This window comes from Dyadobacter sp. UC 10 (genome assembly GCF_008369915.1).
Taxonomy (GTDB): Bacteria; Bacteroidota; Bacteroidia; order Cytophagales; family Spirosomataceae; genus Dyadobacter.
This window is the reverse complement of record NZ_VSRN01000001.1, coordinates 1,810,830-1,825,000: the sequence shown is the minus strand read 5'-3', so window position 1 is coordinate 1,825,000 and position 14,171 is coordinate 1,810,830. Positions and strand designations below refer to the sequence as shown.

Genomic DNA, 14,171 nt, shown 5'->3' with positions numbered 1-14,171 from the left:
TACGGGCAAAGCGAATCATCGAAGACGCTTCCAAGAAAAGCTTTTGAAACACCAGCTGTATGCAGCCCGTACCGTAAACCGACACAGGTAGTCGAGAAGAATATTCTAAGGTGCTCGAGTGAATCACGGCTAAGGAACTCGGCAAATTAACCCTGTAACTTCGGGAGAAGGGGAGCCTCCTCTGCAAAGAGAGGCCGCAGAGAAATGGCCCAGGCGACTGTTTAGCAAAAACACAGGGCTCTGCCAAAACGAAAGTTGACGTATAGGGCCTGACACCTGCCCGGTGCTGGAAGGTTAAGAGGGGATGTCATCGCAAGAGAAGCATTGAATCGAAGCCCCAGTAAACGGCGGCCGTAACTATAACGGTCCTAAGGTAGCGAAATTCCTTGTCGGGTAAGTTCCGACCTGCACGAATGGTGTAACGATCTGGGCACTGTCTCGGCCGTGAGCTCGGTGAAATTGTAGTAGCGGTGAAGATGCCGCTTACCCGCCACGGGACGGAAAGACCCCGTGCACCTTTACTATAGCTTTGCATTGTTTTCGGGTCAGGGATGTGTAGGATAGGTGGGAGGCTGTGAGCCGGTGTCGCCAGGCATCGGGGAGCCAACGTTGAAATACCACCCTTCGCTGGCCTGGGATCTAACTGCTCTAAGAGCAGGACCGTGCATGGTGGGTAGTTTGACTGGGGTGGTCGCCTCCAAAAGTGTAACGGAGGCTTCCAAAGGTCTGCTCAACACGCTTGGTAACCGTGTGTGGAGTGCAATAGTACAAGCAGGCTTGACTGTGAGACCGACGGGTCGAGCAGGTGGGAAACCAGGGTATAGTGATCCGGTGGTTCTGTATGGAAGGGCCATCGCTCAAAGGATAAAAGGTACGCCGGGGATAACAGGCTGATCTCCCCCAAGAGCTCACATCGACGGGGAGGTTTGGCACCTCGATGTCGGCTCGTCACATCCTGGGGCTGGAGAAGGTCCCAAGGGTTCGGCTGTTCGCCGATTAAAGTGGCACGCGAGCTGGGTTCAGAACGTCGTGAGACAGTTCGGTCCCTATCTGTGGTGGGCGTAGGAAGATTGACGGGGGCTGCCTTTAGTACGAGAGGACCGAGGTGGACCCACCGCTGGTGAACCGGTTGTCCCGCCAGGGGCATGGCCGGGTAGCTATGTGGGGAATAGATAAGCGCTGAAAGCATCTAAGTGCGAAACTAGCCCGAAGATGAATCTTCCACATAAGGGTCGTTGTAGACTACGACGTTGATAGGCTGCAGGTATACGTGTAGAAATACATTCAGCCGAGCAGTACTAATTACCCAACAGCTTGCACATTTAACCTTCTTTTTTTACTCTTCTACTTCCAATATGACATGAAATTCAATGTTGAATGCCTCAATGAATGAATGAGTGAATATTATTCAGTCATTCACACATTCAATCATTCAAAATTGAAATACTCAAAGACCTTGTTGGTGACTATTGGTTGGGCTGGGGTCGCATTCGACTTCACTTCTTCCTTAGCACGGAATCAACAAAAGAGCTTGTTGGTGACTATTGGCCTGGTGTTCACCTCTTCCCATCCCGAACAGAGAAGTTAAGCCCAGGACCGCCGATGATACTTGGATCAAACCTGGTAAAGTAGGTAGTCGCCACAATACCATCAGAAAGACCATCTCAAAAGGATGGTCTTTTTTTGTGCCTGACCCCATCGTGTCCACCTCTCCGAATCCCGGCTACGCGTCCCCCAACAAAGAAGTTAAGCGGGGCTGCCTAAGCCGGGGGCGCCTGGCCCGGGACCGCCGATGGTACCGGCAGACGCCCTCTTGGCCCAACACCTGGTAAACCAGGGATCAAATCAAAAACTTGTGGAGCGGATAGGATTTATCTAGGTTTGTGTTTTTAATCAAACCAGTTTGTTTTGGAGAGTTTCCTGCCGCTTATCGAGTTAATCTTACCGGATTTTATAATTGAGAATTACTTACTGACCCATGTAGAGAAGTCAGAGGAACGTTATCACGTCTATTTGGAAGAGAAAAATTATCCAGAAGCTGATCCAATAAAGGCAGACTTGCTCTCCAAAGGTTATTTCCCCACCATTACCCTGCAGGATTTCCCAATTCGGGGCCACAAGGTATTCCTTCATATTAAACGTCGTAGGTGGCTCAATACCAAGACTGGCAAAGTTGTCCATAGAGACTGGACAGAAGTAGCAGAAGGCACGCGAATGACTATTGAATTCGCGGATTTTTTAAAAGAAATTGGTGGATACGAGGGCTAATGATATTTGGAGCATTGGTCGTTTCTATGGCGTTGATGGTAGGGCTTTGCTACGGCAGTATCGTGATTTTCAGAGTGGATTTAAAGATTGGAAGCAAAGAGGTCATGCAAAAAAATGGCTCTTGTATCCCGAAAACCTAGGATCTCATCTATCGATCGACGAAACCAGTCTTTCGCACGGCGAATTGTATACAATCCTTACCAATAAATCTGCCAAAGGTGGCCGTGGCAGCATTGTAGCAATAGTGGCTGGAACTAAGGCAGAAGCAGTGATTGAAGTACTTCGCAAAATCCCGGAACCACTGCGGAAGAAAGTGTCAGAAATCACCCTGGACATGGCGGGCAGTATGTCCTTGATTGCCAAGCGATGCTTTCCACGGGCGGTGCGAGTGACTGACCGTTTCCATGTTCAAAGACTCGCAGTTGATGCCCTCCAAGATATCCGGATCAAACATCGCTGGGAAGTCCTGGATCAGGAAAGCGATGCTATTGAGCAGGCTAAAATGTCTCAGAATGAATATCATCCAGAGATATTATCTAATGGCGACACCATTAAACAGCTACTGGCTCGAAGCAGGTACGCGCTATACAAAAAGCCCAATACCTGGACAGACAGCCAAAAAGAACGCGCCCTGCTTCTTTTTGAACGCTTCCCCGATTTGAAAAAAGCGTACGAGCTAACGATAGGGCTCAGTAACATCTTCACGACTACAACGGAAAAAATATATGGGTTGACCAGATTAGCCAAATGGCATGAAAAGGTCCGGCAATCTGGCTTCAAGTCATTCAATACCGTAGCCCGCTCGATTGAAAACCACTATAAGACAATCGTTAATTACTTTGATAACCGCAGCACTAACGCATCTGCCGAATCCTTCAACGCGAAAATCAAAGCGTTCAGAGCACAGTTCAGAGGGGTAAGAAACGTTGAGTTCTTCCTGTATCGCCTTACTCAATTATATGCTTAATCCAAGTTGCTCCACAAGTTTTGGTCTTGAGCCGTAAACCAGGCGGGACGCGCAGTCTGGTCGCCAAAATACTATCAGAAAGACCATCTCAAAAGGATGGCTTATATGCGTTTGGGGCAGTAGCAAACCCTTACCTAAATAACTGTACAAAACCTTGCAGGATCTAATGCTTTTCGCATCTATAAGGCGATGTGGCTTTCATATCTTCTCGATTAATTGAAGTACGCAGACTTATCTTCCAGTGGATTCTCTAATGACCAAATGCGTAGGTAATTTAATTTCTTCAACAGGAAGGTTCGGCTTTCTGATATGTTTTAATAGTAATTCGCAACTCTTTTTTCCTATATCATAAGCCGGCTCGGCGATTGAAGAGAGTTTAGGGGAAATTATTTCAGATATCGGATCATTGGTAAATCCTAAAACTCCAACATCTTTTCCAACTCTAATCCCCATTTCTGTCAAGCGAAGTATTGCGCCAACGGCTTTACGATCATTAACCGCGAAAATGGCATCGGGTACTTCAATTGATTTAAATAAGTTAGTAATGTCTTGTGAGCCATTTTCTTGGCTAAACCCTGAGTGTATTTTTACAGAATAGGCTAACCCGTACTTTGATAAGGTATCAAGAAAACCCTGACTTCTTGACCGGACCAATGTGAGGTTGTCTGGACCTGTAATGTGAGCTATTTTCCGAAATCCGCAATTTATAAGATATTCCGTTGCAGTACATGCGCCTTGATAATCGTCTTGAATAACCCTCGAAGCTTGCAAAGAGTTACTATAGCGATCAAAGAAAACCAAGGGTATTTCAGTTTTTATAAGCTCCTCGAAATGACCGAAATCGTCGGTTTGAGACGATAGGCAGATTAGAAGTCCATCAAGGCTTGTCAGGGATAATTCTCTGACAATCTTTAATTCCCATGCGAATGAATCGTTAGTCAAAAACAAAATAACCTGATAATCATTTTCAATAGCATGATCCTGAATACCAGTGATAACGGTGGAAAAGTAATAATTGACAATGGATGGTATAATGACGCCGATCTTGTTTGTTCTACTGTTTACCAGTCCTGTCGCATTCAAATTAGGGCGGTACTTTAGTCTTTCTGCCTCTTCCAGAACTTTTTTTCGTGTCTCGCTACTAACGTCGTAGGCATTTCTCAGTGCACGCGAAACCGTTGCTATGGAGATATCCAGTGATTTTGCGATATCCTTGATCGTTGCATACTTTTTATTCATTCCAATTTATCAAGACAGGTTCGAGAACGTTCTCGCTACTATTTAGGGTAAAATTTTGAAAGGGAAATAGAAAAGATTGTAAAATTGCGCAAACGCAAAATTTCAACCTTATAACTCAACTGTTCAGATGAAAAAGAGAGATTTTTTGAAAATTGCTGGTTTGAGCGGAATAGGGGTGACTTCCTCGGTTGAAATCCTTGTCGCAGGAAGTCATCGAGAGCCATTGGTGAAGGTTCGTAAACAGGAATTCAATATGAGTGGCTATGCTGCTCCAAAGATTGATAATGTTCGCATTGGCTATATAGGTCTTGGAAACAGGGGTGCCGGTGCGATTAAAAGGATGGTTCATATTGAAAATGTGCAGATAAAAGGAGTTGCCGACATCCTGCCGGAAAAAGCAAACAGCGCAAAGCAGCAACTGGAACAGTCAGGACACCGCCCGGATGTGTATTCAGGATCGGCCGATGCCTGGAAAAAGTTATGTGACCGGGACGATATAGACCTTATTTACATTTGTACACCTTGGGATTTACATGCGCCGATGGCCATTTATGCGATGGAGCAGGGGAAGCATGTCGCAGTGGAAATTCCAGCCGCCCTTACAGTAGATGAGTGCTGGAAGCTGGTGGAAATATCTGAGAAGACGAAAAAGCATTGCATGATGCTTGAAAACTGCTGCTACGATTTCTTCGAGCTGCTTACATTAAATATGGCCCGCCAGGGTTTCTTCGGAGAGATCGTTCATGCTGAAGGAGCTTACATTCACGACATTTTTGATTCTCTTTTTCAAAAAGACAAAAGATTTGAATTATGGAGATTGAAGGAAAATCTTCGCAATGGCAATCTATACCCGACGCACGGTCTAGGGCCTGTTGCCCAGGTTCTAGATATTAATCGGGGGGATAAAATGGATTACCTCGTTTCGATGAGCAGTAATGATTTTATGCTGCAAGCAAGGGCAAAAGAATTAGCAGAAAAGGATCCATATTTTAAGCAGTATACTGATAAGAGTTTTCGTGGAAATATGAATACAACTACTATCAGGACGAGTAAAGGAAGAACGATCATGTTGCAACACGATGTATCTTCTCCCCGCCCATATTCAAGATTGCACACGATAAGTGGTACAAAAGGTGCGGCTCAAAAATACCCATTATCAGAGGACGGTAGCCAAGGTAGAATCTCCCAGGGGCATGAATGGTTGAAAGCATCCGAGTTTAAGGAGCTCGAAGCCAAATACCAGCCGGAAATCGTTAAGCGTGTTGGAGAGCTTGCGAAAAAGGTTGGGGGGCATGGTGGAATGGACTTCTTAATGGATTGGAGATTAATAGATTGTTTGAGGAACGGTCTGCCGCTGGATCAGGACGTTTACGACGCGGCTTCATGGAGCGTAATAGCTCCGTTGAGTGAGTGGTCAGTCGCTCACAGATCCAATTCAATCGATATTCCTGACTTCACAAACGGAGCCTGGAAAAAAAACAGACAGGTTGACATTACTTTAAAAGGCGGGGGAAACACAGGAGTAAAATCGTGAACAAATATGAAGATTGAGGTTTTTGAAAACAGTGTAGAACTAGGCGCATCAGCCGGTGCTTTCGTAGCAAGCTTATTAAGAAAGAAAATTGCTGAAAAAGGGTTTGCAAATATCATTCTGGCAACCGGAACGAGCCAGTTTCAAACGCTGAATCAATTGACTAGCGAGCAGGATATAGATTGGTCGGTAGTTACTATGTTTCATCTGGACGAATATATAGGGATATCGGAAATGCACGCTGCCAGTTTCAGGAAATATCTTCGCGAGCGTTTCCTGTCGAAAGTACCTCAGCTGAAAGATGCGCACTTAATTAACGGAGAGAACGATCCTGGTCTGGAAATAGCCAGAATAAGCGAACTTATTCAATCACGTCCTATTGATATAGCATTGGTAGGTATCGGTGAGAATGGGCATTTGGCCTTTAACGACCCTCCGGCTGATTTTGAGACGGAAAGTCCCTATCTGGTGGTAAATCTGGACGACGCCTGTCGCCGGCAGCAAATGGGGGAAGGCTGGTTTGAAAGTCTCTCTGACGTCCCGCAGCAAGCAATTAGTATGTCAATCAGGCAAATAATGAAATCGGAATACATAGTGTGTTCGGTGCCAGATGAGCGAAAAGCGACAGCTGTGAAAGATAGCCTTGAAAATGGAGTCAGCAATCTATTTCCTGCTAGCATTTTGCAACAGCACGCCAATTGCACATTCTTTTTGGATAAACACTCCGCAACGCTTTTGTCTAATTCCGCAGTAATTAGGTAAAGAAGCATTGCTACATCGGTTTGATTTACAAAAGGGTAAAAAACATTGCATTTGTTACTTCTTTAAGAAAATTCATATCCCATGGAAGCGACACCCCTGACAGAAGAAACCAAGCCAGCAGAAAAGCAAACAATCGTATCCTCGCGCCTGGCATCTATTGACGCATTGAGAGGATTCGATATGTTAATGATTTCCGGCGGGGGGGCATTTATTTTTTTGTTGGGTGGAAAAACCGGTATTTTGTTTATCGACGCTGTCGCTGCGCAATTTGAACATCCCGAGTGGAACGGTTTTACCTTCTTTGATTTTATATTTCCGCTGTTTCTTTTTCTTGCAGGTACTTCACTCGCATTCAGCGTTTCACGCGGCTTAGCAAAGGGTATGCAGCAATCCGAAATCATAAAGAAAACTTTCGTGAGAATGCTGGTGCTCATTGTACTGGGGATCTTGGATAAAAATGCTCCAATAGACATTTTTGATCCCGCAAATATTCGGTACGGTAGTGTCTTGGGAAGGATTGGATTGGCCACTTTTGTTGTGGCGATCATTTATATGAATGTTAAATGGGAGCAGAGATTATACCTTGCTGTCGGTACACTACTACTATATTACCTTGCATTGATAATCATTCCGGTACCTGGTTACGGATCGGGGGATCTGTCTTTTGAGGGCAACCTGGTCGGATGGTTTGACAGAAGCTTTATGCCTGGAAAATTAAAACAAGGCAGCTATGACGAATTGGCGCTTTTAACACAGTTTCCTGCGATTTGCCTCACGCTCTTCGGCTCCCTTGCCGGAGATATTTTATTAGGTTCAATAACTGTAAATCAGAAATTAAAGCGAATGTTATTACTCGGGTTTTCCGGAATAGCGCTCGGCTTAGTTTGGAATACGGTGTTTCCAATCAACAAACATCTTTGGTCCAGCTCGTTTATCATGCTGACAGCGGGCATGGCTTTCGTTATGCTGACTTTATTTTATTGGATAATAGATGTGAAGGGGTACCAGCGTTGGTCCTTTTTCTTCCGGGTAATAGGATTGAATTCACTGGTTATTTACATGGCAGTCAGGTTTGTCAATTTCAATTCCTCTTCCAAATTGCTATTTGAAGGTTTTTACAAATATGCACCTGAAGATTGGCACGAAGTATACAATGCGCTTGGAGGGTTCGTGCTGGTCTGGCTGTTCCTTTACTTCTTATACCGGAATAAAATTTTCGTTAAAGTGTAGCCTAATATGGAATCAGAATCAAATGAAAGGTCCGGTGAAATAGCGAGAAGAGCATTTTTAAAAGCAGCTATTCAAACTGCTGCGTTGCCGGTAATATTTGACATCCAGAATGCTGATGGGAAACCGAATGCGGCAGATTCAATTAATGTAAATAATTTATCTCCGAAGATGTTGTCAGAAAAAAGTGTGATTGGGAGTTACGGATCATGGGCTGATTCTCTACTGCCTGAAGTACCTCCGTTGTCTTTTAGAAACCCAAAACATATAGACCTGAAAAGCTGGCAGAAAGAAGCATTGGCAAAGACAAAAGAGTTGGTAGCCAGTCCTGTAAAAGGTAAAGCTCCAAAAGTCACAGTTGAAAAAAAGTACGTTTTTGACGGACTTGAGATCGAAGAATTATCCTGGGAGCTGGGTTATGGTAGACCAACAAAGGCAGTCTTCATGAAACCAACGGGAGTTACGAAGCCGCTGCCTGCCGTATTAGGACTGCACGACCATGCCGGTATGAAATATTTTGGGTATCGCAAGATTGTGAAGACTCCGGGAGATCAGCATCCAATTCTTAAGGAACACCAGAAAACCGATTATGGGGGGAAAGCCTGGGCAAACGAGCTTGCGAAACTGGGATATGCGGTTCTTGTACACGACACATTCGCGTTCGGCAGCAGGCGGGTCATGTACGATGATACATTAGGCTTGAATTGGGGCGCCGTAAATACGACAGGGAAAAGCGATCAGGATCCAGAAAAAATTGAAAATATTGAAGCTTACAATACATGGTCATCCGAGCACGAGCATGTCATGTCGAAATCGCTTTTTTGCGCGGGTACGACGTGGCCCGGTGTCTTTTTGTCTGAAGATCAGGTAGCACTTGATATTCTGAGCAGCAGAAAAGACGTAGATCCCGATCGTATAGGCTGTGGCGGACTTTCAGGCGGTGGTCTTAGAACTGTCTATCTCGGTGGGCTCGATCCACGGATCAAATGTGCAGTGTGCGTTGGTTTTATGACTACCTGGACCGATCTGATCCTTAATAAGTCTTTTAATCATACATGGATGACTTACACGCCACTTCTTCCACAGTTTATGGATTTTCCCGAAATACTTGGTTTGCGCGTTCCGATGGCAACTTTGGTTCAGAATAATAATCAGGATCAGCTGTATACTTTGCCTGAAATGAAGAAAGCGGATCAGATCTTAACAGAAGTATACAAGAAAGCGAAAGCGCCGGAAAAATATGCCGCGAAGTTTTACGACGGTCCGCACAAATTTGATGCGGAAATGCAGAAGGATGCGTTTGAATGGTTCGGGAAATGGCTGGCCTGATCTGTTTTAAAGCCAGTTGATCTGAGACAGGTTTTTATCCAGGTATTCAGAGAATTTTCTTGCCTGATTTTCAACCTGTCTCTTTTTGACTTGTGTAATTTTGCCAAAAGGATACATATCCAATTGTAAAGTATCTTTTTTAATCACCTTCTTCCACGTTCCTTCAACCTTACCGTCTACTATAATGGTCGGCATGAACATTCCATTGTTGCCAGGTACGATTTTTCCTGCATGAAGTTTATCGAGTATCAGGGATCTGTCGGTATAACCAAGCATATATTCGTCAAAGCCAGGCAGTAGGAAGGTCTTGTTCTCAGAAGTTAAATCCACATTTGCCGGCGAATGCCAGTAAGTGATACTTTGGACTTCGATTGATTCCAGTTTATGGGAAACAGCATTCAACCCTTTTTTTGCGTCAGATATTTTGAGGCCGGTCCACCATACAAAGTCGTTTAACGTAGCCGGACCATGACTTGCGAAGTATCTGAATGCGATCTCTGCCAGACTTTCCGACTCGTCGAGTATCCTTGGATTTGGTACCCATTCGTCCAGCAGTGCGTAAGTCGGTTGCTTATCGTTATGTATTCCATGACAGAGAATTTGCTTGCGCGCTAAATGACCTACAATGTGTATTCCCCTTTGTCCGGCAGTCGATATTCCTGCGTTTTCAAGTAATGCATAAATTTCGCCGCGACTTAGCTGTTTTCCACCTTTCAGTGCGGAAATAAGCAATTCATGGCTTTGACTGAATATTTTTTCGTTCAGTTCCAATTGCCGGTGCCGGCCTGCCGACCCCGCGATTATTCTTGGCGCAAGTAATTTTAATATCCAATGTGCATCCTCGGCGGCCACAAAGTGGAGCGTTCCGCGCATCGGCCATGTCCTGACAATTACTTTGTCACTTATTGCCTTTTCTACGTCCGCTTCCCTATTTTCCTTCGTTCTGAGTGCCAGCGACCATTTGGTACCGGCATAGTCCTGCGCCTGGACGGCTCCCAGCCAGCGCACTGCATCGGCGACGGTTTCGAAGCGCTGGTCAGAAATCAGCAAATTGTGCAGCCGAAGGTACCGGATTTCGTTGTGCGTCATAACATTGACAAAAAGATGAAAATAAACCGGACTTTAACTGAGATAGGTTTCAGCCCATTTCAGGTCTTCCGGGGTGGTGATCTTGATATTTTCGTAGGCCCCGTCTATCAGATTTATCGGGTAACCTTTTGCTTCTAAAACACTCGCGCAATCAGTAAAAGTCTCCCGGTAATCCACAGAAAATGCGTCCAGCATCCATACAAGTCTGAACGTCTGCGGAGTCTGGACAAGTCTGAAATGGGTTCTGTCCAAAGCCTTGTTTCCAATAGCAGGATCGATACTCCTGATCGATTCCTTCAACGGTACGCTGGCTACCGCAGAGCCGAATTCAGCAGCGGCATAGAAACTGCCGGCGATGATTTCTTTTGAAATAACGGGCCTCACGCCGTCGTGCACAGCGACCAAACCTTCGATTGCATTGATACTTTGCAAACCATTCTTTACAGAGTGGAAGCGGGTATTTCCCCCGGCTACGAGCTGGTAACGTGCATTAAATTGGTGTGCCTCGCAAAGTTTTTCCCAAAACAAAAATTGAATTTCAGGTAGCACAACAATGATATGCAGTTCCTCCGAATATTCCCGAAAGGCATTAATGGTGTGCATCAATACCGGAAGGTTATTAACAATATGAAACTGCTTTGGAATATCACTTTTCATGCGACTTCCACTTCCCCCTGCGACAATTACAGCGTATTCATGCATAAGATCAATCTTTAAAAAAAATGATCATTTATGAATCAGGATCTACCCAAAACATAAATGATCATGTACTGACCGGAAAATTAATGCTAAATAATCAGCATTGCATCCCCGTATGTGAAAAACTTGTATTTCTCTTTAATAGCAATTTCATAAGCCTTCATCACCAGATCGAACCCGCCAAATGCACAGGCTGACATTAACAAAATAGACTCAGGAAGCTGGAAATTAGACAAAAGCGCGTTTGCTATCTTGAAATCGTAGGGAGGAAACACAAACTTGTCTGTCCAACCTTCAACTGCTTTTAAATGCCCGCTAGCCGAAACGGACGATTCGATTGCCTTTAAAGACGTGGTTCCAACCGCGCAGATACGTTTTTTCCCATCGATTGCGCCGTTCACAATATTCGCGCTGGATTGGCTGATCCTGTAATTTTCCGAATCAGTCTTATGCTTTGTAAGATCTTCTACATCGACTGTGCGAAACGTGCCGAGCCCGACATGCAGCGTAACGGGAGCGAAATTCACGCCTTTAATTTCAAGACGTTTCATGATCGCTTTGGTAAAATGCATACCGGCAGTAGGAGCAGCAACTGCACCGACATGTTCGGCAAAAATAGTCTGAAAGCGCTCACGGTCAGCAGTTTCTACCTTGCGACGTGATATGATTTCCGGAGGAAGCGGTGTTTCTCCAAGTTCATCTACCAGCTTCATAAACGCATCGTTGTCTCCATCGTAAAGAAAACGGATCGTACGACCTCGGGAAGTGGTATTGTCAATTACCTCTGCAACCAGATCGCTATCACCAAAGTAGAGCTTGTTGCCCACACGGATTTTACGGGCTGGATCGACCAATACGTCCCAAAGACGCATTTCCCGGTTCAATTCCCGTAAAAGGAATACTTCGATCTTTGCGCCGGTCTTTTCTTTCTGTCCGTAAAGGCGAGCAGGAAAAACTTTGGTGTCATTGATTGCCATTACATCCCCATCATCAAAATAATTAATGAGGTCTGCAAAGGTTTTATGTTCAATCTCGCCAGTTTTACGGTGTACAACCATCAGGCGGGACTCGCCACGGTCGGAAGGATGAAGTGCAATTAGACTTTGGGGAAGATCAAACTTAAATTCGGAAAGCTTCATAGCTGGAAAATCTGTGAATTTCTTGTATCGTAGATTAAAATGCCGGTCAAAAGATTGGTTATGACCAAATCACGGCCGGTTTTTACTGTAAAATCAATGTCTGATTCCTCATGTATTTGACTAACAAAGAAAATTTGTAACCAGGAATACTGTAAAGAACTAGTAATTGAAATAATATTTACTTAATATATGCTTAAAAAAAATTAAGAGCGCAAAAGTAGTGATTTTCCTGCGGAAATCCTATCGGTATCCAACATTGGCCTTTTCATAGCAACCTGTTTTTCCATCTTGACCTCGCGGGTGCTGGAACCTCATGCTGAACGTCTTTAAGCTGTTTAGCGTCATCTAGCAGCATTCCGGAAATCAACGCCGCAACATCAGATGCACCAGCATCAGTCCTTGGTTTTATCATATCTGGACTAAAATATCTACTGATAAAATTTGTGTCAAAACTGCCGGATCTGAATACCGGATGTTCCAGCACGTAGCGGCAGAAGGATAAGGTCGTCTGAACGCCTGATATATGGTATTCATCAATGGCGCGTATCATTTTTTGAATAGCATCTTCGCGGTTATCTGCGTAAGTGATCAGTTTTGCAATCATAGGATCATAGTAAATAGGGATTTCCATTCCCTGCTCGAATCCGTCATCTACGCGCACACCATTTCCATCGGGTTTGATATAAGTAAGCAGTTTGCCTACATCAGGAAGAAAGTTATTCTGCGGATCTTCTGCATACACGCGTATTTCAATAGCGTGCCCTTTAATAGTCAGATGTTCCTGTTCAATGCCCAGTTGTTTTCCTTCCGCGATCAGTATCATTTGTTTAACAAGATCTACCCCGGTTATCTGCTCAGTCACAGGATGTTCGACCTGCAACCTTGTATTCATTTCGAGAAAATAGAAGTTTTGTTTTTCGTCGAGGATAAATTCCACAGTACCGGCACCATAATACTTGCATGAACGAGCCACATCAATCGCGCAACGGCCCATTTCTGCCCTGATTGCGGGTGTAATGGAAATGGACGGCGCTTCTTCTATTACCTTCTGATGTCGCCTCTGAATCGAACATTCACGCTCAAAAAGGTGGACGATATTGCCATGCTGATCGCCGAGAATTTGTATTTCAATGTGTTTGGGCGAGGAAATGTATTTTTCTATAAAAACAGAGCCGTCGCCGAATGCCGCGACAGCCTCGCTCACGGCGCGGTCCATTTGTTCATCAAAATCTGCTTCGCTTTCTACAACCCGCATACCTTTTCCCCCTCCTCCGGCGCTGGCCTTGATCAGGATAGGATAACCTATCCCGCCCGCAATGCGTTTGGCTTCCTCCCGGTCCGTAATGGCACTAGCAGTGCCGGGTACCAGCGGGATGTTATATTTGGAAGCAGCCTGCTTGGCAGCCAACTTGCTTCCCATGATTTCAATTGATTCGGGTGAAGGGCCGATAAAAATAATCCCTGCTTCTTTCACCCGTTGAGCAAATCCTGCGTTTTCTGATAAAAAGCCGTAGCCGGGATGAATCGCATCAACGCCTAGGTCACTGCATACTTTCAGTATTTTGTCAATATGAAGATAAGATTCTGACGAAACTGCCGGGCCTACACAAACTGCCTCATCAGCATAGCGCACATGAGGCGATTTTCTGTCCGCTTCACTAAAAATGGCGACTGTGGAAATATTCATTTCACGGGCAGTTCGCATAATCCTCAATGCAATCTCGCCGCGGTTGGCAATCAGTATTTTTTTGATTTGGGTCATGCAATCTGATAGTATTGTAAATATCCTAAGTTAACAAAAGCCGACTTTTCAATGCAGACTACTCATGCCACTAAATAAATGGACGATTGCCGCAGAATCTTTGAAGGGAGGTTGCTGATACGCATGGTACCTAAGTAGGCGTATTTTAGGTATCATTTT

11 protein-coding genes and 2 rRNA genes (1 of these 13 only partly in view) are annotated in these 14,171 nt (G+C 44.8%); 8 read left to right on the top strand and 5 right to left on the bottom strand.

Translation table 11 applies throughout. From position 1 onward, the window contains the following. The 4 genes from FXO21_RS07280 to FXO21_RS07265 form a co-directional block, all read left to right on the top strand. Nucleotides 1–1,322 (top strand): 23S ribosomal RNA (locus tag FXO21_RS07280) (it extends 1,499 nt beyond the left edge of the window). A 211-nt stretch (nt 1,323–1,533) separates the two neighbouring features. Next, nucleotides 1,534–1,645, top strand: a 5S ribosomal RNA gene (gene rrf, locus FXO21_RS07275). 263 nt (nt 1,646–1,908) lie between these two features. Then, nucleotides 1,909–2,268: an ISAon1 family transposase N-terminal region protein gene (locus FXO21_RS07270; RefSeq protein ID WP_149638820.1), complete on the top strand. Its 360-nt coding sequence runs from the start codon at nt 1,909–1,911 to the stop codon at nt 2,266–2,268. Then, nucleotides 2,252–3,235 carry an ISAon1 family transposase gene (locus FXO21_RS07265; RefSeq protein WP_225865555.1) on the top strand — a complete coding sequence of 328 codons (984 nt, stop codon included), beginning with the start codon at nt 2,252–2,254 and terminating at the stop codon, nt 3,233–3,235. The genes FXO21_RS07270 and FXO21_RS07265 overlap by 17 nt, the downstream gene beginning before the upstream one ends. 231 nt (nt 3,236–3,466) lie before the next feature. Here the strand turns inward: FXO21_RS07265 and FXO21_RS07260 are convergent, their stop codons facing one another. Then, the gene (locus FXO21_RS07260) at nt 3,467–4,474 is read right to left on the bottom strand and encodes a LacI family DNA-binding transcriptional regulator (RefSeq protein WP_149639470.1); all 1,008 of its coding nucleotides are present in this window, start codon (nt 4,472–4,474) and stop codon (nt 3,467–3,469) included. A gap of 127 nt (nt 4,475–4,601) precedes the next feature. On the opposite strand from FXO21_RS07260, the gene FXO21_RS07255 reads away from it, so the two are divergent. The 4 genes from FXO21_RS07255 to FXO21_RS07240 all read left to right on the top strand — a co-directional run bounded on the left by FXO21_RS07255 (nt 4,602) and on the right by FXO21_RS07240 (nt 9,323). Then, the gene (locus FXO21_RS07255) at nt 4,602–6,008 is read left to right on the top strand and encodes a Gfo/Idh/MocA family protein (protein ID WP_149639469.1); all 1,407 of its coding nucleotides are present in this window, start codon (nt 4,602–4,604) and stop codon (nt 6,006–6,008) included. 6 nt (nt 6,009–6,014) lie between these two features. Beyond that, on the top strand, nt 6,015–6,767 hold the full coding sequence (locus FXO21_RS07250) for a glucosamine-6-phosphate deaminase (protein WP_149639468.1): 753 nt from the start codon (nt 6,015–6,017) through the stop codon (nt 6,765–6,767). Between the two features lie 81 nt (nt 6,768–6,848). Beyond that, complete coding sequence (locus FXO21_RS07245; protein ID WP_149639467.1) at nt 6,849–7,997, top strand: acyltransferase family protein; 1,149 nt, start codon at nt 6,849–6,851, stop codon at nt 7,995–7,997. 6 nt (nt 7,998–8,003) lie between these two features. Next, on the top strand, nt 8,004–9,323 hold the full coding sequence (locus tag FXO21_RS07240; protein WP_192579178.1) for a dienelactone hydrolase family protein: 1,320 nt from the start codon (nt 8,004–8,006) through the stop codon (nt 9,321–9,323). Nucleotides 9,324–9,329: 6 nt separating this feature from the next. On the opposite strand, the gene FXO21_RS07235 is transcribed toward FXO21_RS07240, so the two are convergent. The 4 genes from FXO21_RS07235 to FXO21_RS07220 all read right to left on the bottom strand — a co-directional run bounded on the left by FXO21_RS07235 (nt 9,330) and on the right by FXO21_RS07220 (nt 14,012). Then, nucleotides 9,330–10,412, bottom strand: a complete 1,083-nt coding sequence (locus FXO21_RS07235; RefSeq protein ID WP_149639466.1) for a winged helix DNA-binding domain-containing protein — start codon at nt 10,410–10,412, stop codon at nt 9,330–9,332. Nucleotides 10,413–10,445: 33 nt separating this feature from the next. Continuing rightward, a complete protein-coding gene (locus FXO21_RS07230; RefSeq protein ID WP_149639465.1) occupies nt 10,446–11,114 on the bottom strand; it encodes a 2-C-methyl-D-erythritol 4-phosphate cytidylyltransferase in 669 nt (222 codons plus the stop codon). An 86-nt stretch (nt 11,115–11,200) separates the two neighbouring features. Continuing rightward, a complete protein-coding gene (queA, locus tag FXO21_RS07225) occupies nt 11,201–12,250 on the bottom strand; it encodes a tRNA preQ1(34) S-adenosylmethionine ribosyltransferase-isomerase QueA (RefSeq protein WP_149639464.1) in 1,050 nt (349 codons plus the stop codon). A gap of 265 nt (nt 12,251–12,515) precedes the next feature. Beyond that, nucleotides 12,516–14,012, bottom strand: a complete 1,497-nt coding sequence (locus FXO21_RS07220; protein ID WP_149639463.1) for an acetyl-CoA carboxylase biotin carboxylase subunit — start codon at nt 14,010–14,012, stop codon at nt 12,516–12,518. Nucleotides 14,013–14,171: the final 159 nt, after the last annotated feature.

Bases quoted from the DNA above. Each gene is read 5' to 3' on its own strand.
- FXO21_RS07260 (WP_149639470.1), bottom strand. From the start codon at position 4,474: ATGAATAAAAAGTATGCAACGATCAAGGATATCGCAAAATCACTGGAT.
- FXO21_RS07255 (WP_149639469.1), top strand. From the start codon at position 4,602: ATGAAAAAGAGAGATTTTTTGAAAATTGCTGGTTTGAGCGGAATAGGG.
- FXO21_RS07250 (WP_149639468.1), top strand. From the start codon at position 6,015: ATGAAGATTGAGGTTTTTGAAAACAGTGTAGAACTAGGCGCATCAGCC.
- FXO21_RS07245 (WP_149639467.1), top strand. From the start codon at position 6,849: ATGGAAGCGACACCCCTGACAGAAGAAACCAAGCCAGCAGAAAAGCAA.
- FXO21_RS07240 (WP_192579178.1), top strand. From the start codon at position 8,004: ATGGAATCAGAATCAAATGAAAGGTCCGGTGAAATAGCGAGAAGAGCA.
- FXO21_RS07235 (WP_149639466.1), bottom strand. From the start codon at position 10,412: ATGACGCACAACGAAATCCGGTACCTTCGGCTGCACAATTTGCTGATT.
- FXO21_RS07230 (WP_149639465.1), bottom strand. From the start codon at position 11,114: ATGCATGAATACGCTGTAATTGTCGCAGGGGGAAGTGGAAGTCGCATG.
- queA (WP_149639464.1), bottom strand. From the start codon at position 12,250: ATGAAGCTTTCCGAATTTAAGTTTGATCTTCCCCAAAGTCTAATTGCA.
- FXO21_RS07220 (WP_149639463.1), bottom strand. From the start codon at position 14,012: ATGACCCAAATCAAAAAAATACTGATTGCCAACCGCGGCGAGATTGCA.